Source organism: Pseudomonas lactucae (assembly GCF_036688725.1).
Classification (GTDB): Bacteria; Pseudomonadota; Gammaproteobacteria; order Pseudomonadales; family Pseudomonadaceae; genus Aquipseudomonas; species Aquipseudomonas lactucae.
The window spans coordinates 169022-193103 of record NZ_JAQQPT010000011.1 but is presented as its reverse complement, the minus strand read 5'-3'; the positions used below and the strand labels follow the sequence as shown (position 1 = coordinate 193103).

The following is a 24082-nucleotide window of genomic DNA, read 5'->3' as shown; positions in this document are numbered from 1 at the left end:
ATGAAATTCAAGGATCTTCGGGATTTCGTGCAGCAACTTGAGCAGCGCGGAGAGTTGAAACGTATCCAGATGCCGATTTCCCCGGTGCTGGAAATGACTGAGATTTGCGACCGTACCCTGCGCAACAAGGGCCCGGCGCTGCTGTTCGAGAACCCGACCGGCTTTGACATTCCGGTGCTCGGCAACTTGTTCGGCACGCCCGAGCGCGTGGCCTTTGGCATGGGCGCCGAGTCGGTCAGCGAACTGCGCGAGATCGGCAAGCTGCTGGCCTTCCTCAAGGAGCCCGAGCCGCCCAAGGGGCTGAAGGACGCCTGGTCCAAGCTGCCGATCTTCCGCAAGATCATTGCCATGGCCCCCAAGGTGGTCAAGGACGCGGTGTGCCAGGAAGTGGTCATCGAAGGCGACGACGTCGACCTGGCCATGCTCCCGGTGCAGACCTGCTGGCCCGGCGATGTCGGCCCACTGATCACCTGGGGCCTGACCGTCACCAAGGGTCCGAACAAGGACCGCCAGAACCTGGGTATCTACCGCCAGCAAGTGATCGGCCGCAACAAGGTGATCATGCGCTGGCTGAGCCATCGTGGCGGCGCCCTCGACTTCCGGGAGTGGTGTGAAAAGCACCCCGGCAAACCGTTCCCGGTCTCCGTTGCCCTGGGCGCTGACCCGGCTACCATCCTCGGCGCCGTGACGCCGGTGCCCGACAGCCTGTCCGAATACGCTTTCGCCGGCCTGTTGCGCGGTAACCGTACCGAGCTGGTGAAATGCCGTGGCAACGACCTGCAAGTACCGGCCACTGCGGAAATTATCCTCGAAGGTGTGATTCACCCGGGCGAAATGGCCGATGAAGGCCCCTACGGCGATCACACCGGCTACTACAACGAAGTCGACAGCTTCCCGGTGTTCACCGTCGAGCGCATCACCCACCGCATCAAACCGATCTACCACAGCACCTATACCGGCCGTCCGCCGGATGAGCCGGCCATTCTCGGCGTGGCGCTCAACGAAGTGTTCGTGCCGATCCTGCAGAAGCAATTCCCGGAAATCACCGACTTCTACCTGCCGCCTGAAGGCTGCTCGTATCGCATGGCCATCGTGACGATGAAGAAGTCGTACCCCGGCCATGCCAAGCGGGTAATGCTCGGTGTGTGGTCGTTTTTGCGACAGTTCATGTACACCAAGTTCGTTATTGTCACTGACGACGACATCAATGCCCGCGACTGGAACGACGTGATCTGGGCCATCACCACGCGCATGGACCCCAAGCGCGACACGGTGATGATCGACAACACGCCGATCGACTACCTCGACTTCGCGTCGCCGGTATCGGGCCTGGGTTCGAAGATGGGCCTGGACGCCACCCACAAATGGCCGGGTGAAACTACCCGCGAGTGGGGCCGGGTGATCGTCAAGGATGAAGCCGTGACCGCGCGCGTCGATGCGATCTGGAAAGAATTGGGAATAGATTGATGCGTGTAACCCTGCAACCTTCCGGCGCTGTGCTGGAGCTGGCTCTTGGCGAGCGAATCCTCGAAGGTGCGCGCCGCCTGGGCTACGAGTGCCCGCAGGCTTGTCGCAACGGTGTATGCCACGTGTGCGCGGCGCTGCTGGTGGAAGGCCGTGTGCAACAAGCCGGCGAAGTGCGTGACCACGGTGAGTTCTACACCTGCATCGCCGAGCCGCTGGAAGATTGCATCGTGCTGTGGGATGGCGTGTTGGCGCCGGGAGAATTGCCGTTGCGCAAGTTGTCGTGCCAATTGAGTGAGTGCGTGGAGGTCGGTGGCGATGTGTGGCGCGTGCGCCTGCGGGCTCCTGCCGGCAAGGCCGTGCGCTACCACGCCGGGCAGTACCTGATGATCGAACGGGAAAACGGCGAGAAGTCGGCATTTTCCCTGGCCTCGGCACCCCATGCCGGGCGCGAGCTGGAACTGCATGTACTGGCTCGCGAAGACAGTGCGCGCAACTTGCTGGAGCAGCTGCAACGTAACCGGATGGCCCGTATCGAGTTGCCATTTGGCGATACTCACCTGGCCGAGCTGCCGGACGGCCCGCTGGTGTTGATCGCGGCCGGCACGGGTATGGCGCAGATGCACAGTCTGATCGAACATTGCCGCGCCTCCGGCTTCAAACACCCGGTGCATCTGTACTGGGGCGTGCGTCGCCCGGAAGATTTCTATCAGATCGAACACTGGGAACAATGGCAGCGACTGCCCAACCTGTTCCTGCACAAAGTGGTCAGCGACTTGTGCGGCTGGGAAGGACGCTGTGGCTTATTGCATGAAGCGGTGTGTGAAGACATTACCGACCTCAAGGGTGTGCATGTCTATGCCAGCGGTTCACCGGCGATGATCTACGGCACCCTGGATGCGCTGGTCGACGCCGGCATGGATGCGCACCAGATGCGTGCCGACGTATTCGCCTACGCCCCGCGTCAATGACTGCCGGCTGTTGTAGTGAGCGGGCTTGCCCCGCGCGGGGCGGCGAAGCAGCCCAATAAAGCCACTGGACTCTTTCAGGTACACCGCGCAGCCTGGTTTGGGGCCGCTTCGCGCCCCGGCGCGGGGCAAGCCCGCTCAACACAACAAAACCGCTCACCACAACAAGCCTGCTCGGTGCCCGTTTAGAAACGCACGCCAGTTGTCACCATCGCCGCATTGAACCCCAGCAGCACCAATTCCGCTGCCACCGGCCCGTAATGGGTGCCCATCGACGGAATGATCACCGGCGCCACGCCGAAACGGTTCAATGGGATTTTGTCGCGGTACTTGCCGCGATAGCCCTGGATCGCTCCGCCGGTCAGCTTCAGGTACACCGGATAGTCCGTCATGTCATAGCGCTTGCCTGCATAGGCGTAGTACGAGCGCTGGCTGAACGAATTGCGAAATGTCGCTGCGCCGTATACGAACCCCGAGGCTTGATTGCGCTCCAGGCCGATCAGGTCCTGGTTATTGTTGTGGTCCGGGTCCGGCGCGAAGTGCCGCGTGTAGACGCTGGTCTGTGCGTACCAGAAGCCCTTGTCATCGTTGTCGACGCGCGTTTCGCCAGCCAGTGCGGTCGTGGCCTGGGCCAGGAATAACAGGCCAGGCAGTCGAAAATTTTTCATGGGTGCGACCTCGATAGTCGTTGTGATGGGCGGCTAGGTGGGTCGTGATGTGCGCGCTATTTTGACGGCTTGGCGCGTTCCCAGGCTGAACCGGGGCTGAAGGTAGCGGAATTGGCAGTCGCAATCCTGACGAATGACCGTTGGGCTTATATCCGTACTTATGCGGTTACGGTATTTATTGTCTTGGGTAAATGTCCTTAAGCTATACCCGCGACGGGCAGCTTATTGCCACCCCAGGGTATTGGGTTAAAGTTGTTTACACCAAGTAACACATAGGAGGCACAGCGCTTTTCGCCATGACCGCTATAGAATCCGATCTTCTGCAGTTGGCTTACCCTCCGCGGCTCGATCTGGGGCCGCAACTCACTCACGAACAATTAATGAGTTCGATGCAGGCCACCATGGGGCGGCACAAGGGTGGGCCGGTCTGGCTATTTGCGTACGGCTCGCTGATCTGGCGCCCTGAGTGTTCGTCGACCGAGCGGGTGCGGGCTCGGGTGCATGGTTATCACCGTGGCCTGTATCTGTGGTCTCACGAACATCGGGGGACGCCGGAATTACCAGGGCTGGTATTCGGCCTGGATCGGGGCGGCTCTTGCAGCGGTTTTGCCTACCGCTTGCCGGAAGACCAACTCGAAGCCTCGCTCTACGCCTTGTGGCAGCGCGAGATGCCTTATCCTTCCTACAAGCCTCACTGGCTCAGTTGCCGTCTGGAGGATGGCAGTCAGGTACAGGCGCTGGGGTTTGTATTGGAGCGGCATTTGCCCAGCTACGCCGGCAATCTGCCCGATATCGTGCTCAACCATGTGCTGCAGAGCGCTTGCGGGCGTTACGGCACCACTCGCGATTATGTCGAGCAGACCGTAAACGCCCTGCGTAGCCACGCCATGCCAGACAAGAATCTGGAGGCGCGGCTCAAGCGTTGTGCAAAGGACTGCGCAGGCGGTTAACGCGCCGAGCTGACACTGTTGGTGTGCCACAGCGTTGGGATCAAGAACGCGATCGCCAGCAGGCACGCGCCGATCAACAGCACGAAACCGCCGTCCCAGCCGAAATGGTCCACGGTGTAGCCCATGGCCGCGCTTGCCGCCACCGAGCCACCCAGGTAACCGAACAGGCCGGTGAAGCCCGCAGCCGTACCGGCGGCTTTCTTCGGTGCCAGCTCCAGTGCCTGCAGGCCGATCAGCATCACCGGGCCGTAGATCAGGAAGCCGATGGAGAACAGCGCGATCATATCGACCATCGGGTTGCCCGGCGGGTTGAGCCAGTACACCAGGGTCGCCACGGTGACCAGCGCCATGAACACGATGCCGGTCAGGCCGCGGTTGCCACGGAAGATTTTGTCCGACATCCAGCCGCACAACAGCGTGCCCGGAATGCCCGCCCACTCATAGAAGAAGTATGCCCACGACGACTTGTCCACCGTGAAGTGCTTGGCTTCCTTGAGATAGGTCGGTGCCCAGTCCAGTACACCGTAGCGCAGCAGGTAGACGAAGACGTTGGCGAAAGCGATGTACCACAGCATCTTGTTGCGCAGCACGTACTTGACGAAGATTTCCTTGGCGCTGAATTCCTCTTCGTGGCTGGCGTCGTAGCCTTCCGGGTAGTCGTTCTTGTACTTTTCAATCGGCGGCAGGCCCACCGATTGCGGGGTGTCGCGCATGGTGATGAAGGCAAACGCCGCCACCAGCAGGGCCACGGTGGCCGGTACATAGAACGCTGCATGCCAGTCGTTGAACCAGGCCATGCCCAACAGGAACAGCGGGCCGATCAGGCCGCCGCCGACGTTGTGCGCCACGTTCCATACCGACACCACGCCGCCGCGTTCTTTCTGCGACCACCAGTGCACCATGGTGCGTCCACTTGGCGGCCAGCCCATGCCTTGGGCCCAGCCGTTGATGAACAGCAAAATGAACATCATGGTCACGCTGGATGTGGCCCAGGGCGCGAAACCGAAAATGAACATCACGCCCGCTGACACCAGCAGGCCGAAGGGCAGGAAGTAACGTGGGTTGGAGCGGTCGGACACCAGGCCCATGAGGAACTTGGACAGCCCATAGGCAATCGCGATCGCCGACATCGCCAGGCCCAGTTGGCCCCGGGTATAACCCTCGTCGATCAAGTAGGGCATGGCCAGGGAGAAGTTCTTGCGCAGCAGGTAGTACCCGGCGTAACCGAAGAAAATACCGGCGAAGATCTGCCAGCGCAGTCGTCGGTAGGTACTGTCTATTTTTTCTTCAGGCAGGGGCGCCTGGTGCGCGGCAGGACGAAAGAAAGCAAACATTCAAGAGCTCCAGATTTCTTGTTTTGACTGCGGATGCGAATGTTACAGTTTCGTTACCGAAAATAGCATCGCCTCTTAAGCGCAAACACAGGAAAAGCTGGCAAATGTATGTTCTTTTATGAACATGTCGCGAATGGATAAGTGGTGGTCGTTATCGATTTTAGGACTGCTGGAGATCAAATGTGGGAGGGGGCTTGCTCCCACATTGATTGCATTTCAAGTGACTCTCAGCGGGTCTGGACGACGACCTTGCCGACTGCCTTGCGCTGCCCCAGATCGTTAATAGCCTGTGCGGCCTGTTCCAGCGGATACACCTGCGACACCAGCGGCTTGAGTTTGCCTTCACCATACCAAGTGAACAGTTGCTGGAAGTTGGCCGCATTGTCCTGCGGCTGGCGCTGGGCAAATGAGCCCCAGAACACCCCGACCACGGCTGCGCCCTTGAGCAGCGCCAGGTTCACCGGCAGCTCGGGAATGCGCCCGCTGGCAAAACCCACCACCAGCAAGCGGCCATTCCACGCGATGGCGCGCACGGCCTGGTCAAACAGGTCACCGCCGACCGGGTCGTAGATTACATCGGCACCGTTGCCGTCGGTGAGCCGCTTGATCTCATCCTTGAGGCTGGTTTCGCTGTAGTTGATCAGCTCATCGGCACCGGCGGCCTTGGCCACGGCGAGTTTCTCGGCGCTGCTGGCGGCGGCGATCACGCGGGCGCCCATGGCCTTGCCGATTTCCACGGCGGCCAGGCCCACGCCGCCGGAGGCGCCGAGTACCAGCAGGGTTTCGCCGGGTTGCAGGTGGGCCCGTTGTTTCAGCGCGTGCATCGAGGTGCCGTAGGTCATGCTGAAGGCGGCGGCGATGTTGAAGTCCATGCTTGGCGGAATCGGCAGCACGTTGTAGCCCGGCACCGCGACCTGCTCGGCAAAGCTGCCCCAGCCGGTGAGCGCCATGACCCGGTCACCGACTTTGAGGTGGCTGACCTTTTCCCCCACTTCGCTGACCACGCCCGCTGCTTCGCCACCCGGCGAAAATGGAAAGGGCGGCTTGAACTGGTATTTGCCCTCGATGATCAGCGTGTCCGGAAAATTCACCCCGGCGGCATGCACGTCCAGCAAAATTTCGTTCTTCTTGATCGCAGGGCTGGCGATCTCTTCCAGCACCAGGGTTTCGGCGGGGCCGAAGGCTTTGCACAGCACTGCTTTCATCGGGCTATTCCTTTTGGTGTCGTGGCCGATAAGTGTAGGAGGGTACGCCCGCGGGTCAACGAGCATGCCCGGGCCTGATAAGTCGCCATAAGCTTGTGCTCTGCCTTGCTAGCGTTATGCTACCCGGCAACCGAATTCGAGGAATGAACTGTGAAAGCGTGGATCCTGTTGATGCTGGCCCTGACCTTGCCGATGGCAGCCCAGGCCGAAGAAGCCAAAGAAGGCGAGGCGCCGAAGGTCAGCTATATCAGCCTGAGCCCGCCGTTCGTGGGTAACTATGGCCTGGATGGCACGGCGAAACTCAAGGTGTTCAAGGCCGATATCGCCCTGCGCGTGACCGGCGAGGAAGCGGCGAAGCTGGTCAAAGCCAATGACCCGTTGATTCGTAACCAGTTGGTGGCGCTGTTTACTCAGCAGACCAATGAGGCCATGAGCACTGTCGAGGGCAAGGAAAAGCTGCGCCAGGAAGCGCTGAAGCAAACGCAGCAATTGATGAATGACGAAACGGGTAAACCGGTGGTCGAGGACCTGTTGTTCAACAACCTGATCATTCAGTAAGCGGCGGCGTCACTCCCCAGATCTTCAGCAGTGCCGCCGTGAAGGACGGCTCCAGCACGCGGTTGCCATGGCCACTGAGGTGGTTGGTGTCGAAAAACAGCGGCTTGGCGCTTTCGTCATAGGCCGAGCAGGTCGGGCCCGGGCACAGCAGGGGCAGCGGGTCCCAGGCATACAGGGCGGGATAGTCCGCCTGCAGTTGTTGCAGCAGTTGCATCTGCGGGGCGCGCAACCTTTCCAGCTGGTCGCGCGCCATCGTCAGGCCGGGTGCGCAGACCGGGTTCATGCGGTTGAACCAGTCCGAGCAACGGTTGGGCGCAGCCTTGAATACCGGCTTTGGCGCATCGATCAGGACGTTGAGCTGCGCGCCTTGCAAGCGGCTCAACAGCGTGTCTGCGGCGGACCTCGCGGCGCTCAGGTTGTCTGCGGTCAACTCGCTCAGCGCCTCATCGACGGTCGCCGCCTCGCCGTTGCGCCACTCACGACCGTTCAGTTCAGGCATCCGCAACGAGGCGAGGAAGACGATATCCCCCGGTTTGGCCTGCTCCTCGATTTGCTTGAGCTGCGCCTCTCGGGTGTTCGCACACCTTGCCGGATCGGGGCCGATAAGGCTGACCACACTGCAACCGCCCTCTTCATATTCCACCACCTGGATGCCCAGCCTCAGCGATACCAGCTTGAGCAGCGTGCGGTAGGCCGCCGTATGCGAGTCGCCGATGACGAACAGTTGGCGCCCCTGCAGGCTCGGGTCGTCGAGGGTGTCGATATCTTCCTGGGGGTAATGCCTGTAGGCGTACCAGGTGTAAGTATCGCGGGTCTGGCTGAGTGACAGCGTCGACGTGTTCTGCGTTACCCACAGCGCACTCAGCCATAGCAGCGTTGTCGCCATCGCGCCGGTTACGAAGGTCAGCCACGCATTGCGCTGAACCATCGATTGTCCGCTACGGATCGGTGTTTCGATCCAGTGATAGGAGGCTGCGGCCAGGGCAATGACCAGCAGCGGGTAGAGCAGCTGCACAACCAGCCACTCCAGGCCGGTGGTCCAGCGCAGGAATACCGCGACCGGCCAGTGCCACAAATACAGCGAATAGGACAGGCGGCCGACATAGGCCGCCAGCGGGTTTTGCAGCACGCGCTGCACTGCGCTTGGCGGGCTGTCGGCGCGTAGCACTGTCCCGGCAATCATGGCCACCGCGCCTGCTACGGTGACCACAGCCCATGGAAAGGGGAACCGGCTGGGGTCGGCGAACAGAAAGCCGGTCACAACCAGGCCCAGGCCGATCGCCAGCAGTGTGGGCGCCAGGCGACAGAGGTGAGGTGTCACGGCCCGCGTGCCGATCAGTTGAAACAGGATCGCGCCGACCGCCAGCTCCCAGAAGCGCCCCGGCAGCAGGTAGAACGCCGACAGCGGCGCAGCTTCGACCTGCCATGCGCCGACGATCAACGAAACAACGGCCATCAACGGCAATGCCACCCAGGCAATGGGCGTGTGGCGTCGATAACGCAGCCAAAGGTAGAACAGCGCCGGGAATATCACATAAAACTGCTCTTCGACCCCCAGAGACCAGGTGTGCAAGTAGGGGTTGAGTTCGGTGCTGGGTGAAAAGTACGTGTCGGTGTTCCAGGCCAGCACAACGTTGCTCAGGCCAAAAAAGGCCGCGATGCCGGTGCTGTGTATGAGTTCGCTGAGCCAGAATTGCGGCATGAACATCGCTGATGCAATGAAGCTGACGCAGAGCACCGTCAGCAACGCGGGCATGATGCGTAGCAGGCGCCGCCGGTAAAAATCTTTTAGGTAGCGGCCGAAGGTCAGGTTGCGACGTTCCCACAGCGACTGGCTGATCACATACCCGGAGATCACGAAGAACAGGTCGACGCCGGTAAAGCCGCCTGGCAGCAGGTCGATGAAATCGAGGTGGAAAATGATGACGCCGAGGACGGCGATGGCGCGCAAGCCATCGATGGCGGGCTTGTAGGTGTGGGTGGGCAGGGACACGCTGGTCTCCTTGCGGAGTGGGCAAAGCCGTGATTCTGCCAAAGCGTGCCCCGCACGACGACTAGCTATTCGGACAGGTATAAGTCCGGGTGTGTCGGGATCGGTTGTGCACCGCGCGGGTATTCAACACAGCGCCAGGACGGCTGCCCATTGCTCGGCGGTGACTGGCATGACCGACAGCCGGCTGCCTTTTTGTACCAAAGGCAACTCGGCGAGGGCGGTTTGCTGCTTCAGGTAGCCGAGGCTCAGTACCTTGGGGAAGGTCTGGACATGGGAAACGTCGATTGCACTCCACGGATTTTTGTCGGATGTGGCCTTGGCGTCGAAATAGTGGCCTTCAGGCTCCAATGCGGTCGGATCGGGGTAGGCCGTCTTGACGATCTTGCCTATGCCGGCAATGCCCGGCTCGGGGCAGCTGGAATGGTAGAAGAAAAATTCATCGCCCTCGGCCATTGCCCGCAAAAAGTTGCGCGCCTGGTAATTGCGCACGCCATCCCAGCGCGCTTCACCGAGCTTTTCCAGGCCTTGGATGGAGAGTTCGTCGGGCTCGGATTTCATCAGCCAATAGGCCATTTTTGCGCTCCTGAAAAAGGCAGTGGGCAAGTTGTCAGGCAATTTGATGACAAACCGACAGTCGGTTGGCGTCAAGGTTTGCGTGTTGGTTCACGTTATCGCAGAATGCCGGGATTTTAAGCTTGACGCAGCTGCAACGGACTACTTTGGAACGTTGTTGTCATCGTGTACGAGGTGCCTGAAGGGGGGCAATCGATGCAACGTAAACCGGATTTACTATGGATTTTGGTGATTTTGTTTGGTCTGGGCGTCGTGACCACCGGGTATGCGCAAAGCCTGTGGTCGAACAAGACCGATGCACCCGTTGAATTGACTCAACAGCAACAACCGTTCAAGCGCTGATACGGCTTCAAGGCGCCGCTGACTCCAGTGGCGCCTGCGCGATATACCACTTCCTGTCTGTGACGGTGCCGGCCAATGGCACATCCCAACTGGCCTGCGCCAATCGATCGACCTTCTGACATTCATGGGCCAGCCCCAGCAGCGTCGGCTTGCGCCAGCTTTGGCGGCGGGCAAGGTAGGCCAGGCTGCGGTCGTAGAAACCGCCGCCCATGCCCAGGCGGCCGCCGGCATCATCGAATCCCACCAGCGGCAGCAGCACCAGGTCCAGCGCCCAGACCTTGCGCTGGCGCTTGGCATTGACCCGTGGTTCCAGGATGCGAAAGCGATTGGGCCGCAGCGTTTCTCCAGGCCGCACGCGCTGGAACACCATCTTGGTCCGCGGCCAGGCACTCAGCACCGGCAGGTAAGTAGCCTTGCCTCGGCGCTGGGCGGCACGCAGCAGCAAGCGCGGATCGATTTCACCGTCCGTCGGTAGATATAAGGAAATATGTTTGGCCCGGCGAAACAGCGGGTGCTGTGCCAGTTGCCGATACAGGCCGAGGGCGGCCTGGCGCTGCTCGCTCGGCGTGAGGGCGCGGCGGGCCTTGCGCAACATGCGTCGAAGGTGCGGACGGGAAAGCGGCGCAGGTTCGGTCATGATTTTTCGGCTCATACAACAATGCCAGTCCGGGGACTGGCATTGAGTTTTGGGAATTCAGGCTCCCCGACAGCGCCGCTGTCGACTTAGCCCTTGAACCCGAAAGTTCAAGGTGGAAGAAGCAGTAGGCTTTAAGGCTTTCCGTCTAGCGGACATGCACACCAGCCCAACGTGCAACTTCCAGGGTAGTGCGAATCGGCTCCGGGACATCGCCGACTGGCAAACACGCCAGGGAGTGGGGCGAGTATACCTTAAACGGTCGCGGCAATCAGCCCTTGGGTGCGTCTGAGTCGCTGGACAGCACCAGGTCAACGCGTTCGAGCAGGTCGCGTACCTGCTCGCGGGTCGAGCCGCTGGCCTGTACGTCAGGACGTTCCTGCTTGTGCAGCAAGTCGTGGGTAATGTTCAGCGCGGCCATCACAGCGATGCGGTCGGCGCCGATCACTTTGCCGCTGCTGCGGATCTCACGCATCTTGCCATCCAGGTAGCGGGCGGCGCTCACCAGGTTATTGCGCTCTTCCTGAGGGCAGATGATCGAATATTCTTTGTCGAGAATCTGCACGGTGACGCTATTGCTTGAACTCATGAGTCTTGCTCCAGGGCCTTCAGGCGCGAAATCATCGATTCGACCTTACGCCGGGCGATTTCGTTTTTTTCAATGAGGTGAGCGCGTTCCTCGCGCCAGGTCTTTTCCTGAGCTAATAGGAGTCCGTTTTGACTCTTAAGTTGCTCGACCCGAGTAATTAGCAATTCGAGTCTGGCCATCAGCGCTTGCAGGTCGGTGTCTTCCATTGGGTTCCACTGGATTTTGTCTGATGAATGGCAACTGCAGGATAAACGATCTGACGCCCTTGATAGTCTTGGTGCGTCTGCCGGTGCTAGGATACAGCGCTCCATTCTAGACATTGCGCCGTCTGGCGCCTAGCTCACCATGCCCATTCAGAACTCCCCGTACGATGCTTTCTCCAAACTGCTGAGCACCAGCGGCCATCCCTGCTCGCCTGCCGAGCTGCACGGCGTATTGCTGGGCCGCAGTTGCACCGGTGTCGGCTTTGACGCCGACAACTGGCTGGCCGATGTCGCCGAGCTGCTGGAAACCGAACCGACCGACAACGTGCGTAACGCACTGATCGGACTGCAAGAGATGGTCAAGGGCGAGCTGACCGGTGATGACGTCACCGTGGTCCTGCTGTTGCCGACCGACGATGCGCCGCTTACCGAGCGTGCCGCCGCACTGGGCCAATGGTGCCAGGGCTTCCTCCACGGTTTCGGTGTGAACGCCGGTGGCCTGGAGTTGAGCACCGACGCCAAGGAAGTGCTGCAGGACTTGGCGGCCATCTCCCAGGTGCAGGACGCCCTGGAAGAGTCCGAAGACGGCGAAGGCGATTACATGGAAGTCATGGAATACCTGCGCGTCGCACCATTGCTGCTGTTCACCGAGACCAGGAAGTCCGCTGAGCCTGCTGCCCCCAAGCCTTCACTGCACTGAGAAAGGAAGCCCATCTGCCCATGATCCATATCCCCAAAGCGGAATACACCCGGCGCCGCAAGGCGCTCATGGCGCAGATGGAACCCAACAGCATCGCGATCCTGCCGGCCGCCGCCGTGGCTATCCGCAATCGCGATGTCGAGCACGTCTACCGCCAGGACAGTGATTTCCAGTACCTGAGCGGTTTCCCCGAGCCGGAAGCGGTGATCGTGCTGATGCCCGGTCGCCAGCATGGCGAGTACGTGCTGTTCTGCCGCGAACGCAATGCCGAACGCGAATTGTGGGACGGCCTGCGCGCCGGTACCGAAGGTGCGATTCGTGATTTTGGCGCCGACGACGCGTTTCCCATCACCGATATCGACGACATCCTGCCCGGCCTGATCGAAGGCCGCGACCGGGTGTATTCGGCCATGGGCAGCAACGCCGAATTCGACCGGCACCTGATGGAATGGATCAACGTGATCCGCTCCAAAGCGCACCTGGGCGCGCAGCCGCCGAATGAATTCGTTGCCCTGGATCATCTGCTCCACGACATGCGCCTGTATAAATCGGCGGCGGAAGTGAAGGTGATGCGCGAAGCCGCGCGGATTTCCTGCGCGGCCCACGTCAAGGCGATGCAGGCCAGTCGCGCCGGGCTGCATGAGTTCAGCCTGGAAGCCGAGCTGGATTACGAATTCCGTAAAGGCGGCGCGAAAATGCCCGCCTATGGCTCCATCGTCGCCGCCGGGCGTAACAGCTGCATCCTGCACTACCAGCAGAATGACGCGCTGCTCAAGGACGGTGACCTGGTGCTGATCGACGCCGGTTGCGAGATCGACTGCTACGCCAGCGACATCACCCGCACCTGGCCGGTCAATGGCAGGTTTTCAGCTGAACAGAAAGCGATCTACGAGATTGTGCTGGCCTCCCAGGAAGCCGCCTTTGCCGAGATCGCACCGAACAAGCATTGGAACCAGGCCCATGAGGCGACCGTGCAGGTCATCACCGCCGGGTTGGTAAAGCTGGGGCTGTTGCAAGGTGACGTCGACGAACTGATTGCCGGCGAAGCCTATAAACCCTTCTATATGCACCGCGCCGGCCATTGGCTGGGGATGGATGTGCATGACGTGGGTGAGTACAAGGTGGGCGGTGAATGGCGCGTGCTGGAAGTCGGCATGGCACTCACCGTGGAGCCGGGCATTTATATTTCGCCGGACAACCAGAACGTGGCAAAGAAATGGCGTGGCATTGGCGTACGCATCGAGGACGACGTGGTGGTGACCAAGCAAGGCTGTGAAATCCTGACCGGCGGCGTGCCCAAGACCGTCGCCGAGATCGAAGCCCTGATGGCGGCTGCCCGATGAGCCGGGTCAACCTGGCGATCATCGGCGGCGGCCTGGTGGGCGCCAGCCTGGCGCTGGCACTGCAGGCCGGGGCCAAGGCGCGCGGCTGGAAAATCGTGTTGATCGAACCTTTCGCGCCGGGTGACAGCTACCAGCCGAGCTACGACGCGCGCTCGTCGGCGTTGTCGTTTGGCGCCAGGCAGATTTATCAGCGCCTGGGGGTATGGCAGGCCATCTCCCCTCGCGCCGAACCGATCAAGCAGATTCATGTGTCGGACAAAGGCCGCTTCTCTACCGCGCGCTTGTCTGCCTTGGAGGAGGGCGTGCCGGCCCTGGGCTATGTGGTGGAAAACGCCTGGCTCGGCCAATGCCTGTGGCAAGGCCTGGACAAAGATGTGGTGAGCTGGCGCTGCCCGGCGGAGGTCACGCGCATGGAGCCGCTGTCCGACGGTTATCGCCTCACCCTCAACGATGAAACCGTGTTGGAATGCGACCTTGCGGTATTGGCCGATGGTGGTCGCTCCGGCTTGCGCGAGCAGTTGGGAGTCGGCGTGAAAACCCGGCCGTACAACCAGAGCGCGCTGATCGCCAACATCACCCCAAGCGAGTCCCACAACGGCGAAGCCTTCGAGCGCTTCACCGAGCAAGGCCCGATGGCGTTGCTGCCGCTGCCGGACAATCGCTGCGCGCTGGTGTGGACCCGCATCGGCATGGACGCCCAACGCCTGGCCGCCCTTGACGAGCGCAGTTTCCTGAGCGAATTGCAGGGCGTGTTCGGTTACCGCCTGGGCACGCTGAAACAAGTCGGCGCGCGACATCTGTATCCGCTGACCCTGGTGGAAGCCGAAGAGCAAGTACGCTCGCACCTGGCGATCCTCGGCAATGCCGCCCACAGCCTGCACCCGATTGCCGGGCAGGGTTTCAACCTGTCGCTGCGCGATGCGAATGCCTTGGCCGAGGCCCTGCTGGCCGGGCCTGCGGTGCCGGGCGACCTGGCGACGCTGCAGGCTTATCGCGAGCGCCAGCACCTGGATCAGAAGTTGACCGTGGGTTTTTCCGACCAGGTCACGCGGCTGTTTGGCAGTGCTCAACCCTTGGTCGCGCTGGGCCGCAACATGGGCCTGCTGGGCCTGGACCTGTTGCCGCCGGCCAAGCGCTGGTTCGCCCGTCAGGCGATGGGCCTGGGGACGCGTCCCGATGCTTAAGTGGTTGATCGAACGGCTGGGCAAGGCGCGGTTGTTGCGTTGGGTCATGACCCTGTACCCGCCGTACCTGGGCGCCGGGGTCAGCGTACAGCATATGAGCGCCGACTTTCGTCACGTCAAAGTGCGCATGGGCCTGGGTTGGTATAACCGCAATTACGTCGGCACCCAGTTCGGTGGCAGCCTGTATTCGATGGTCGACCCGTTCTACATGCTGATGCTCATGGAGAACCTGGGCCGTGACTACATCGTGTGGGACAAGGCCGCGAGCATCGACTTCATCTCGCCGGGCAAGGGCCCGGTGTATGCCGAATTTTTTATCGACGATGCGTTGTTGGATGAGGTACGTCGACAGACCGAAGGCGGCGAGAAATATCTGCCCCACCTCAAGGTCCAGATTCATGACGGCTCCGGCACTTTGGTCGCGCGGGTCGACAAAACCCTTTACGTGCGGCGCAAGCCGCCAGCAAGACAGGTTTAAAGCATGGACATGCGCGCAGATGTGCTGATTGTCGGAGCCGGAATGGTAGGAAGCGCCCTGGCGCTGGCGTTGCAAGGCAGTGGCCTGCAAGTGCTGCTGCTCGACGGCAGCCCGCTGAGTGTCAAGCCGTTCGACCGTGACGCGGCCTTCGAGCCTCGGGTGAGTGCCCTGTCGGCGGCCAGCCAGCGCATCCTGGAGCGCCTCGGCGTGTGGGATGGCATTGTCTCGCGCCGCGCCAGCCCCTATGGCGAGATGCAGGTGTGGGATGGCAGCGGCACCGGGCAGATCCACTTCTCGGCGGCCAGCGTGCATGCCGAAGTGCTCGGGCATATCGTCGAAAACCGCGTGGTGCAGGACGCCTTGCTCGAGCGCCTGCACGACTGCGACCTGGGTTTGCTCGCCAACGCACGCCTGGAGCAGATGCGCCGCTCCGGCGATGACTGGCTGCTGACCCTGGCCGATGGCCGAACTTTGCGCGCGCCGTTGGTGGTCGCGGCCGATGGCGCCAACTCCGCCGTGCGCCGCCTTACCGGCACGGCGACCCGTGAGTGGGATTACCTGCATAACGCCATCGTCACCAGCGTACGCAGCAGCCAGCCGCACCAGCGCACGGCCTGGCAGCGGTTTACCGATACCGGCCCGCTGGCGTTTTTGCCATTGGAGCGGGACGGGCAGCAGGATTGGTGCTCGATCGTCTGGTCGACCACGCCGGCTGAGTCCGAACGCTTGATGTCGTTGGATGACGAGGCGTTTTGCCGTGCGCTGGAGCGCGCCTTTGAAGGGCGCCTGGGCACCGTCGTCAGCGCCGATCCAAGGGTTTGCGTGCCGTTGCGTCAACGCCATGCCAAACGCTATGTGGCCGAGGGCCTGGCATTGATCGGCGACGCGGCCCATGTGATCCATCCGCTGGCCGGGCAGGGCGTGAACCTGGGTTTCCTCGATGCGGCAGTGCTTGCCGACGTGTTGTTGTCGGCCACCGAACGTGGCGAGCGCCTGGCGGATGTGAAAGTGCTCAGCCGTTACGAGCGCCGGCGCATGCCGCATAACCTGGCGTTGATGGCGGCGATGGAGGGCTTTGAGCGGTTGTTCCAGGCCGATCAACTGCCGTTGCGCTGGTTGCGCAATGCCGGGTTGAAAATGGTCGACCAGATGCCCGAAGCCAAGGCCGTTTTTGTGCGCCAGGCCTTGGGTTTGACCGGCGATCTGCCGGAGCTGGCCAAACCTTGAATTGCCATACGTCGGTTGCCTATTAAGCCGTGGTGCAACATCTGGTAACGCCTCCACCAAGCGTTACCAAATGTGAGTCCTTATCATTTGCTCTCTTTTTGCAAATGAGAGACCGCCCCCATGTTGGCACCCAAGCGCCTCCTGACTGCCCTGGCACTCACCCTGATCGGCAGCACCACCGTGCAGGCAGCCGACGAGGTGGTGGTTTACTCCTCACGCATCGACGAACTGATCAAGCCGGTGTTTGATGCCTACACCAAAAAGACCGGTGTGCAGGTGAAGTTCATCACCGACAAGGAAGCCCCGCTGATGCAGCGCATCAAGGCCGAGGGCGAAAACGCCACCGCCGACCTGCTGCTCACCGTCGACGCCGGCAACCTCTGGCAAGCCGAGCAGATGGGCATCCTGCAACCGTTCACCTCCGCAGTGATCGACAAGAATATTCCGCTGCAATACCGTTCATCCGCCCACGCCTGGACGGGGTTGAGCCTGCGCGCGCGAACCATCGCCTACTCCACCGACCGGGTAAAGCCGGGTGACCTGACCACTTATGAGGCCCTGGCCGACAAGCAGTGGGAAGGCCGCCTGTGCCTGCGTACCGCGAAGAAGGTCTATAACCAGTCGCTGACCGCGACCCTGATCGAAACGCACGGCGCGGCCAAGACCGAAGCAATCGTCAAGGGCTGGGTGAATAACCTGTCCACCGACGTGTTCTCCGATGACATCGCGGTGCTGGAAGCAATCAATGCCGGGCAATGCGACGTGGGGATCGTCAACACCTACTACTACGGCCGCCTGCACAAGCAGAAACCGGACCTGGCAGTGAAGCTGTTCTGGCCGAACCAGGGCGACCGTGGCGTGCATGTGAACCTGTCGGGCATCGGCCTGACCAAGAACGCACCGCACCCTGAAGCCGCCAAGGCGCTGGTGGAATGGATGACCACGCCTGAGGCGCAGCAGATATTTGCTGACGTGAACCAGGAGTTTCCGGCCAACCCGGCGGTGCCACCGTCGGCCGAAGTGGCGACCTGGGGTAAATTTGTGGCCGACACGTTACCGGTGGAAGTGGCGGGTAAGCGTCAGGCCGAGGCGATTCGGTTGATGGATCGGGCGGGTTGGAACTGACACACAGCAGGTTGAAATGTCACTGTTTTGTGTTTGTCTTTAGATACTATTCCCAGAGAGTTAACCCTTGGCCCACCCCGCCCAGCGCCGCTGGTACCTGCCGGTCTTCACCGTCGCTGCCCTGGTGCTGCTGCCGCTGAGCGTGCTGTTGCTGTCCTGGCAAAGCATTGACGCACAGATCTGGTCCCACCTCTGGGAAACCCAGATGCCACGCCTGTTGGGCAACACCCTGACGTTGGTGGTGGGCGTCGGCATCGGCGTAACGCTGCTGGGTGTAAGCCTGGCATGGCTGACCAGCCTTTGCGAATTCCCCGGACGCCGCTGGCTGGACTGGGCGTTGATGCTGCCTTTTGCCATTCCCGCGTACGTGCTGGCCTTCGTCTTCGTGGGGCTCCTGGATTTTTCCGGCCCGGTGCAGACCCTGTTGCGCGAATGGCTCGGTACGGGCTTGCGCCTGCCGCGCGTGCGCTCCACCAGCGGCGTGATCATCGTATTGGTGCTGGTGTTCTATCCCTACGTCTACTTGCTGGCGCGCTCCGCATTCCTGGCTCAGGGCAAGGGGCTGATGGAGGCGGCGCGGGTGCTGGGGCAATCGCCGTGGCAAGCGTTCTGGCGTGTGGCGCTGCCCATGGCGCGACCGGCGATCGGCGCCGGGGTCGCCCTGGCCTTGATGGAAACCCTGGCGGATTTCGGCGCGGTCTCGGTGTTCAACTTCGATACGTTCACCACGGCCATCTATAAGACTTGGTACGGCTTTTTCAGCCTGTCCAGCGCGGCGCAACTGGCCAGCCTGTTGCTGTTGGTGGTGATGCTGGTGCTCTACGGCGAGCGTCGCGCCCGAGGCGCCAGTCGGCCCGGCAATGAACGGCCGCGTGGCAAGGCGCTGTATCACCTGCACGGGGTCAAGGCAGCGGCGGCGAGCGGTTGGTGTGGCCTGGTATTCGCCTGTGCGTTTGTCATTCCAGTGCTGCAATTGGTCGCCTGGTTCTGGCAGCGCGGTCGTTTCGACCTGGATGAGCGCTATTCGGGCCTGATCGTCCACACGCTTTACCTGGGCGGGATCGCCGCGCTGTTCACGGTCAGCGTGGCGCTGGTATTGGCGTTCGCCAACCGCCTGGCGCCGACTCGCGCGATCCGCTCCGGCATCAGCCTGGCCAATGTCGGTTATGCCCTGCCGGGCTCGGTGCTGGCGGTGTCGATCATGCTGGCGTTCAGTTACCTGGACCGCGAACTGGTGGTGCCGCTGTCGGGCTGGCTGGGCGGGGCGGGCAAGCCTTTGTTGTTGGGCAGTCTGTCGGCGCTGGTGCTGGCGTATCTGGTGCGTTTTCTGGCAGTGGCCTATGGCCCGCTGGAAAGCAGCCTGGCGCGTATCCGTCCATCGCTACCGGAAGCGGCACGCAGTTTGGGCGTGAGCGGGCCGCGACTGTTTTGCAAAGTGTATCTGCCGCTTTTGCTTCCCGGCACCTTGAGCGCGGCGCTGCTGGTGTTTGTCGATGTGCTCAAGGAAATGCCTGCCACCCTGCTGATGCGCCCGTTCGGCTGGGACACCCTGGCGGTGCGGGTCTTTGAAATGACCAGCGAAGGCGAGTGGGCGCGGGCCTCTTTGCCGGCGCTGACATTGGTGTTGGTGGGCCTGCTGCCGGTGATCGGGCTGATCCGCCGCTCCGCCCGACCCATCGGTTAGGTGCCAGTCCTACGGCTTGCGGCTACAATGCGCGGCATTCGGTGCGCTCCATCTTTCGGATCGGGTCGTTGTATGTGGCTGCAGCCCTTGTATTTCAAGGCGTCAGCCGCGAACAGCGGCGCTGCGCACCCTCGCCAAGCCCGGAAGGAGAAACCCATGGGACAGCGTACGCCTCTGTATGACCTGCATCTCGCCCTCGGCGCGAAAATGGTCGATTTTGGCGGTTGGGATATGCCTCTGCATTACGGCTCGCAGGTTGAAGAGCACCATCAGGTGCGACGCGACTGCGGGGTGTTCGATGTATCTCATATGACCGTGATCGATGTCACAGGCCCTCAGGCCAGGGAATGGCTCCGGCACCTGCTGGCCAATGACGTCGATCGTTTGCATGGCTGCGGCCGTGCGTTGTACAGCGCGATGCTCAACGAGTGGGGCGGCGTGGTGGACGATATGATCGTGTACCGCACCGAGACCGGTTATCGGTTGGTGGTCAACGCCGCCACCCGCGACCAGGACATGGCCTGGATGCAGGCGCAACTGGGCGACTACCCCGTGCAGTTGCAGGAGCGGTCCGAGTTGGCCATGCTCGCGATTCAAGGCCCCCATGCCCGGCAAAAGATCGCTGAACTGGTCACCCAGTCGCGCGGTACCCTGATTCGCCAGCTCAAGCCTTTTGAAGGCCAGGCCGATGGCGATTGGTTTATCGCCCGCACCGGTTACACCGGCGAAGACGGCCTGGAAATTGTCCTGCCTGCGGATCAGGCCCCCGGTTTTTTCAATGATCTGGTGGGCGCGGGCATTTCACCGATCGGCCTCGGTGCACGGGATACCCTGCGTCTGGAAGCCGGGATGAACCTGTACGGCCAGGATATCCACCAGGACGTTTCGCCCCTGGCCGCCAACATGGCCTGGAGCATCGCCTGGGAACCGGCCGAGCGCAATTTTATCGGTCGTGGGGCATTGGAAGCCGAATTGGCAACGGGTGTGCAGTCCAAACTGGTCGGGCTGGTATTGGAAGAGCGCGGGGTTTTACGCGCTCACCAGGTGGTTCGCATCGCCAATGTTGGCGAAGGGGAGATCACCAGTGGTAGTTTCTCTCCTACGCTGAGCAAATCCATTGCCCTGGCGCGTGTACCGACGGCGACTGCCGATCGGGCCGAAGTGGAAATCCGCGGCAAGTGGTACCCGGTTCGGGTGGTCAAACCGACCTTTGTGCGCCATGGCAAAACCTTGATCTAACTATTTCCGGCAGGCCTAAGGCCGCTGACATTACTTCTTGAGGACACGGAATATGAGCGATATCCCTGCGAACCTGCGTTTTGCCGAAAGTCATGAATGGGCCCTACTCGAAGCTGACGGCACCGTGACCGTCGGGATCTCCGACCATGCCCAGGAAGCGTTGGGGGATGTGGTGTTTGTTGAGCTGGCCGAAGTCGGCGCCACGTTCGAGGCTCAAGGCCAGGCAGGCGTGGTTGAGTCGGTGAAGGCCGCTTCGGATATCTACTCGCCGATTGCCGGTGAAGTGATTGCCGTCAACGAAGAGCTGGATGGCAACCCTGAGCTGCTGAACTCCAACCCTTACGGCGCCTGGATCTTCAAGCTCAAGCCAAGCAACCCAGCCGATCTGGAAAACCTGTTGGATGCCGCGGGCTACAAAGCAGCCATCGGCGAGTAAACGCAAGACCTATGTGGGAGGGGCTTGCTTCCTCCCACATTCAAACGAGGTCAGCCGTGATTGTTCAGTTTGCTCTCAGGACTGCTTTTACCGCCGCCACCGACCGCTCCACATCGGCCTCTGTCATCGCCGTGAACATCGGCAACGACACGATCAAGCGCCCAACCTTTTCCGCCACCGGGAACATGCCCTCCTTGAACCCCTGCGCCCGATACAGGCTCAGCAGGTGAATCGGTGGGTAGTGATAGCCAATGCCGACACCATGGGCCTGCATCTGCTCCATGAAGGTGGCGCGGGCGGGCAGGCCGTCCTGACGCTCCGGCAGCACCAGTTGGAACAGGTGCCAGTTGCTGTTTTCGAAATCTGCCGGCGGCAGTTGTGCGCCGTATTGCGCTTCAAAGTCGCTGCCGAAGCATTTGAAGTAATGTCGCGCCAGGTTCTGGCGGTGGGCGGTGATCTGCTCGATATGTGCAAACTGCCCCAGACCGATGGCGGCGGCGATATCCGTCATGTTGAACTTGCCGCCCAACACGTCCACATCCAGGCCGTCAAAACCGCTGCGGGTGACGCCTTGCAGGCGGTACTTCTCCGCCAGGCGCGCCTCTTCGGCGTTATTCAAAACCAGGCAGCCGCCTTCGGAACACGTGATGTTCTTATTGGCCTGGAAGCTGAACGACACGAAGTCCCCTGTGGCGCCAATACGCTCGCCGTCCCAGCTGGAGCCCAGCGCTTGCGCGGCGTCTTCGACGATACGCAGGTTGTACTTGTTGGCCAGTGCGTAAAGCATCGGCATGTCCAGCGGCAGGCCTGCCAGGTAGACCGGGATGATTGCCTTGGTACGCGGGGTGATCGCGGCTTCTACCTGGGCCAGGTCGATATTGCGGGTAACCGGGTCGATATCGGCAAACACGGGCGTGGCACCCACCTCCAGGATCACGTTGGCCGTGGCGACCCAGGAGATCGGCGTGGTGATGACTTCATCGCCTGGCCCGACACCGGCGATGCGCAACGCAATCTCCATGGTGCAGGTGCCTGAGTTGAATGTACGCACCGGCCGGCCGCCAAAGTACTCCGACAGTTGCGCTTCGAACGCCTGTACTTTCGGGCCGCTGGTGATCCAGCCCGAGCGCAGTACATCACCGACCGCCGAGATGGTGGCTTCATCAATGGTAGGTTTGGAGAACGGCAGGAAGGGCTGTTGGCTCATGACGACGAAGGCATCCGTTTCAGGTGGGCGATGAGAGGCTTATCAGTACCGGCATGGTTGCACGGCCTGACTGAATATAGCCTGTCGTCTGTGAATGAAACGTCACCTGGCGGGCAAAAAAAAATGCCGCTTGAACAAGCGGCATTCTTTTTGGGGGGCGAGTTTTACTCAGTGACAGCATTCTTCGCGAGGATAGCGTTGGCCAGTTCCATATCCGTGGCTTGCAGGCCTGGGTTATCGGCGCGGACCTTCTGCATGGCGGCTTCCAGGTACGGGCCGCGAATGCCGCCGTCGCTGGCAACGAAGCTGCCGGCGTCGTCTTGTGCGGCAACCACCAGCTTGTGGTCCTTGAAGGTCAGGTACGTCGAGCCAGTGGTGGCGCCCGACGAGATGACGTTGCGCCAGAAACTGTCGGCCATGGCTGAACCGACAGGAAGGGAAAGCACAGCGAGGGTGGCGACAGCATATTTGAGACGCATGATGGGTGACTCCGGTGGGGTTATCTGCAGGTTTTGATTGTAGATAGCCCAACCGAGTTCCATCACTGACTAAACAGTTTCAACCTTTAAAATCACCCCGTCCTGACCAACGACCCGGACTTGAGCGCCTACGGGGCTGTCGGGGCCGGTCACCATCCACACGCCATCACCGACTTTCACCTTGCCCCGGCCGTCCACAATCGCCTGGTGCACCACGAAGGTGCGACCAACCAGCTCCGAGCCTCGTTCATTCAGCCCAGGTTGGTCACTGGCCTTGGCACTGCTGCGTTGGCGTTTCCACCAGTACACGGCCGTCAGTATCGACAACACTGCGAACAACAACAGTTGCCATTCCAGGCCGAGCGGCGGTACCAGAAACTTGATCACACCCACGGCCGCAGCGGCGATACCCATCCACAACAGGTAACCGCCGGCGCCGAAGACCTCAAGGATCAACAGCACCGTGCCCAGTGCCAGCCAATCCCAAAATGACAGGTGCTGTAGGAAATCCCACATGGTGCTGGCCTCAGCCTTTCTTGTTATCGAACGTGGCCTTGACGATCTCGCCAATGCCGCCAACCGCACCAATCACCTGGCTGGCTTCAAGCGGCATGAGGATCACCTTGCTGTTGTTGGCTGATGCCAGCTTGCCCAGCGCGTCGATATATTTTTGCGCGACGAAGTAATTGACCGCCTGCACGTTGCCCGAGGCGATCGCTTCCGACACCACCTGGGTCGCGCGTGCTTCCGCCTCGGCCTGACGCTCACGGGCTTCGGATTCGAGGAATGCTGCCTGGCGGCTGCCTTCGGCTTCCAGGATCTGCGCCTGCTTTTTACCTTCGGCCGTCAGGATCGCCGACGCTCGCAGGCCCTCGGCCTCAAGAATTTGCGCGCGCTTGATCCGCTCGGCTTTCATCTGGCCCGACATGGCGGCCATCAGGTCGGCGGGCGGGCTGATGTCCTTGATCTCGATACGGGTGATCTTGATGCCCCACGGCGCGGTGGCTTCATCCACGGTTCTCAGGAGTTTTTCGTTGATGCCGTCACGCTGGCTGAGCATGGCATCCAGCTCCATGGAGCCGAGGACGGTACGAATATTGGTTTGCAGCAGGTTGCGAATGGCGTGTTCGAGGTTGTTGACCTCATAGGCGGCCTGGGCGGTATTGACCACTTGGAAGAAACACACGGCGTCGATCTGCACCGTGGCGTTGTCGGCGGTGATCACTTCCTGGGGCGGGATGTCCAGCACGCTTTCCATCACGTTGATCTTGCGACCGATGCGGTCCATGACCGGGATGATGATGTTCAGGCCAGGCTTGAGGGTATTGGTATAGCGGCCGAAACGTTCGACCGTCCACTGGTAGCCCTGGGGCACCACCTTGAAGCCCATGAAAAGGATGGCGATGGCCAAACCCACGAAAAGAAGCAGTACGGTTCCGATCTGCATAGCGATTCCCTATCTGATGGTGTCAGTGAAACGACGTTGCGCCGATTGTAAC

The 24082-nt window shown here is 61.2% G+C and carries 26 protein-coding genes and 1 other RNA gene; 14 read left to right on the top strand and 13 right to left on the bottom strand.

Annotated elements, in window-relative coordinates; all coding sequences use genetic code 11:
• Positions 1-1467, top strand: coding sequence for a 4-hydroxy-3-polyprenylbenzoate decarboxylase (gene ubiD, locus V6M90_RS14890; RefSeq protein ID WP_003176824.1), 1467 nt, complete (start codon positions 1-3; stop codon positions 1465-1467).
• The gene (locus V6M90_RS14885) at positions 1467-2435 is read left to right on the top strand and encodes a CDP-6-deoxy-delta-3,4-glucoseen reductase (RefSeq protein WP_332846724.1); all 969 of its coding nucleotides are present in this window, start codon (positions 1467-1469) and stop codon (positions 2433-2435) included. Before ubiD ends, V6M90_RS14885 begins: the two co-directional genes overlap by 1 nt.
• A 182-nt stretch (positions 2436-2617) precedes the next feature.
• On the opposite strand, the gene V6M90_RS14880 is transcribed toward V6M90_RS14885, so the two are convergent.
• Entirely contained in the window at positions 2618-3100 is a 483-nt protein-coding gene (locus V6M90_RS14880; protein WP_003176822.1) for a hypothetical protein, read from the bottom strand.
• A 296-nt stretch (positions 3101-3396) separates the two neighbouring features.
• On the opposite strand from V6M90_RS14880, the gene V6M90_RS14875 reads away from it, so the two are divergent.
• Positions 3397-4050: a gamma-glutamylcyclotransferase gene (locus V6M90_RS14875; RefSeq protein ID WP_003176821.1), complete on the top strand. Its 654-nt coding sequence runs from the start codon at positions 3397-3399 to the stop codon at positions 4048-4050.
• Here V6M90_RS14875 and glpT read toward each other — a convergent pair.
• Positions 4047-5384: a glycerol-3-phosphate transporter gene (glpT, locus tag V6M90_RS14870; protein ID WP_003176820.1), complete on the bottom strand. Its 1338-nt coding sequence runs from the start codon at positions 5382-5384 to the stop codon at positions 4047-4049. The genes V6M90_RS14875 and glpT overlap by 4 nt on opposite strands.
• Before the next feature lie 227 nt (positions 5385-5611).
• Positions 5612-6589 (bottom strand): NADPH:quinone oxidoreductase family protein, encoded by a 978-nt coding sequence (locus V6M90_RS14865; protein ID WP_332846723.1) that lies wholly within the window; start codon positions 6587-6589, stop codon positions 5612-5614.
• A 150-nt stretch (positions 6590-6739) separates the two neighbouring features.
• Between V6M90_RS14865 and V6M90_RS14860 the strand changes: the two genes are divergently transcribed.
• Positions 6740-7147: a flagellar basal body-associated protein FliL gene (locus tag V6M90_RS14860; protein ID WP_003176818.1), complete on the top strand. Its 408-nt coding sequence runs from the start codon at positions 6740-6742 to the stop codon at positions 7145-7147.
• On the opposite strand, the gene V6M90_RS14855 is transcribed toward V6M90_RS14860, so the two are convergent.
• A complete protein-coding gene (locus V6M90_RS14855; RefSeq protein WP_003176817.1) occupies positions 7137-9140 on the bottom strand; it encodes an acyltransferase family protein in 2004 nt (667 codons plus the stop codon). The two genes, V6M90_RS14860 and V6M90_RS14855, sit on opposite strands and share 11 nt — an antisense overlap.
• 123 nt (positions 9141-9263) lie before the next feature.
• The gene (locus V6M90_RS14850; protein WP_003176816.1) at positions 9264-9713 is read right to left on the bottom strand and encodes an EVE domain-containing protein; all 450 of its coding nucleotides are present in this window, start codon (positions 9711-9713) and stop codon (positions 9264-9266) included.
• Positions 9714-9908: 195 nt separating this feature from the next.
• On the opposite strand from V6M90_RS14850, the gene V6M90_RS14845 reads away from it, so the two are divergent.
• Positions 9909-10055, top strand: coding sequence for a hypothetical protein (locus tag V6M90_RS14845; RefSeq protein ID WP_003176815.1), 147 nt, complete (start codon positions 9909-9911; stop codon positions 10053-10055).
• A gap of 7 nt (positions 10056-10062) precedes the next feature.
• Here V6M90_RS14845 and V6M90_RS14840 read toward each other — a convergent pair whose 3' ends face one another.
• The 4 genes from V6M90_RS14840 to V6M90_RS14825 form a co-directional block, all read right to left on the bottom strand.
• Positions 10063-10692, bottom strand: a complete 630-nt coding sequence (locus V6M90_RS14840) for a 5-formyltetrahydrofolate cyclo-ligase (RefSeq protein ID WP_305429664.1) — start codon at positions 10690-10692, stop codon at positions 10063-10065.
• A gap of 59 nt (positions 10693-10751) precedes the next feature.
• Positions 10752-10930, bottom strand: a non-coding RNA gene (ssrS, locus tag V6M90_RS14835) — 6S RNA.
• 30 nt (positions 10931-10960) lie between these two features.
• The gene (locus V6M90_RS14830) at positions 10961-11278 is read right to left on the bottom strand and encodes a cell division protein ZapA (protein ID WP_003176812.1); all 318 of its coding nucleotides are present in this window, start codon (positions 11276-11278) and stop codon (positions 10961-10963) included.
• The gene (locus tag V6M90_RS14825; RefSeq protein ID WP_007982902.1) at positions 11275-11484 is read right to left on the bottom strand and encodes a TIGR02449 family protein; all 210 of its coding nucleotides are present in this window, start codon (positions 11482-11484) and stop codon (positions 11275-11277) included. The genes V6M90_RS14830 and V6M90_RS14825 overlap by 4 nt, the downstream gene beginning before the upstream one ends.
• Before the next feature lie 139 nt (positions 11485-11623).
• Between V6M90_RS14825 and V6M90_RS14820 the strand changes: the two genes are divergently transcribed.
• The 9 genes from V6M90_RS14820 (at position 11624) to gcvH (ending at position 20897) form a co-directional block, all read left to right on the top strand.
• Positions 11624-12181 carry a YecA/YgfB family protein gene (locus V6M90_RS14820; RefSeq protein WP_003176809.1) on the top strand — a complete coding sequence of 186 codons (558 nt, stop codon included), beginning with the start codon at positions 11624-11626 and terminating at the stop codon, positions 12179-12181.
• 20 nt (positions 12182-12201) lie between these two features.
• Complete coding sequence (gene pepP / locus V6M90_RS14815) at positions 12202-13524, top strand: Xaa-Pro aminopeptidase (RefSeq protein ID WP_003176808.1); 1323 nt, start codon at positions 12202-12204, stop codon at positions 13522-13524.
• Positions 13521-14708 carry a 2-octaprenyl-6-methoxyphenyl hydroxylase gene (gene ubiH, locus V6M90_RS14810; RefSeq protein ID WP_003176807.1) on the top strand — a complete coding sequence of 396 codons (1188 nt, stop codon included), beginning with the start codon at positions 13521-13523 and terminating at the stop codon, positions 14706-14708. Before pepP ends, ubiH begins: the two co-directional genes overlap by 4 nt.
• Complete coding sequence (locus V6M90_RS14805; protein WP_003176806.1) at positions 14701-15186, top strand: DUF4442 domain-containing protein; 486 nt, start codon at positions 14701-14703, stop codon at positions 15184-15186. Before ubiH ends, V6M90_RS14805 begins: the two co-directional genes overlap by 8 nt.
• Positions 15187-15195: 9 nt before the next feature.
• A complete protein-coding gene (locus tag V6M90_RS14800; RefSeq protein ID WP_003176805.1) occupies positions 15196-16413 on the top strand; it encodes a 2-octaprenyl-3-methyl-6-methoxy-1,4-benzoquinol hydroxylase in 1218 nt (405 codons plus the stop codon).
• A gap of 120 nt (positions 16414-16533) precedes the next feature.
• Positions 16534-17538 (top strand): extracellular solute-binding protein, encoded by a 1005-nt coding sequence (locus V6M90_RS14795; protein WP_003176804.1) that lies wholly within the window; start codon positions 16534-16536, stop codon positions 17536-17538.
• A gap of 67 nt (positions 17539-17605) precedes the next feature.
• Positions 17606-19222, top strand: coding sequence for an ABC transporter permease (locus tag V6M90_RS14790; RefSeq protein WP_305428072.1), 1617 nt, complete (start codon positions 17606-17608; stop codon positions 19220-19222).
• Positions 19223-19378: 156 nt separating this feature from the next.
• A complete protein-coding gene (gene gcvT / locus V6M90_RS14785; RefSeq protein ID WP_332846722.1) occupies positions 19379-20461 on the top strand; it encodes a glycine cleavage system aminomethyltransferase GcvT in 1083 nt (360 codons plus the stop codon).
• Positions 20462-20513: 52 nt separating this feature from the next.
• A complete protein-coding gene (gene gcvH / locus V6M90_RS14780; RefSeq protein WP_332846721.1) occupies positions 20514-20897 on the top strand; it encodes a glycine cleavage system protein GcvH in 384 nt (127 codons plus the stop codon).
• 64 nt (positions 20898-20961) lie between these two features.
• Here the strand turns inward: gcvH and V6M90_RS14775 are convergent, their stop codons facing one another.
• The 4 genes from V6M90_RS14775 to V6M90_RS14760 all read right to left on the bottom strand — a co-directional run bounded on the left by V6M90_RS14775 (position 20962) and on the right by V6M90_RS14760 (position 24030).
• Positions 20962-22104, bottom strand: coding sequence for a DegT/DnrJ/EryC1/StrS family aminotransferase (locus V6M90_RS14775; RefSeq protein ID WP_003176800.1), 1143 nt, complete (start codon positions 22102-22104; stop codon positions 20962-20964).
• 164 nt (positions 22105-22268) lie between these two features.
• Positions 22269-22583, bottom strand: a complete 315-nt coding sequence (locus tag V6M90_RS14770; protein WP_003176799.1) for a DUF2388 domain-containing protein — start codon at positions 22581-22583, stop codon at positions 22269-22271.
• A gap of 69 nt (positions 22584-22652) precedes the next feature.
• The gene (locus V6M90_RS14765) at positions 22653-23099 is read right to left on the bottom strand and encodes an NfeD family protein (RefSeq protein ID WP_003176798.1); all 447 of its coding nucleotides are present in this window, start codon (positions 23097-23099) and stop codon (positions 22653-22655) included.
• Positions 23100-23109: 10 nt separating this feature from the next.
• A complete protein-coding gene (locus tag V6M90_RS14760) occupies positions 23110-24030 on the bottom strand; it encodes an SPFH domain-containing protein (protein ID WP_003176797.1) in 921 nt (306 codons plus the stop codon).
• Positions 24031-24082: the final 52 nt, after the last annotated feature.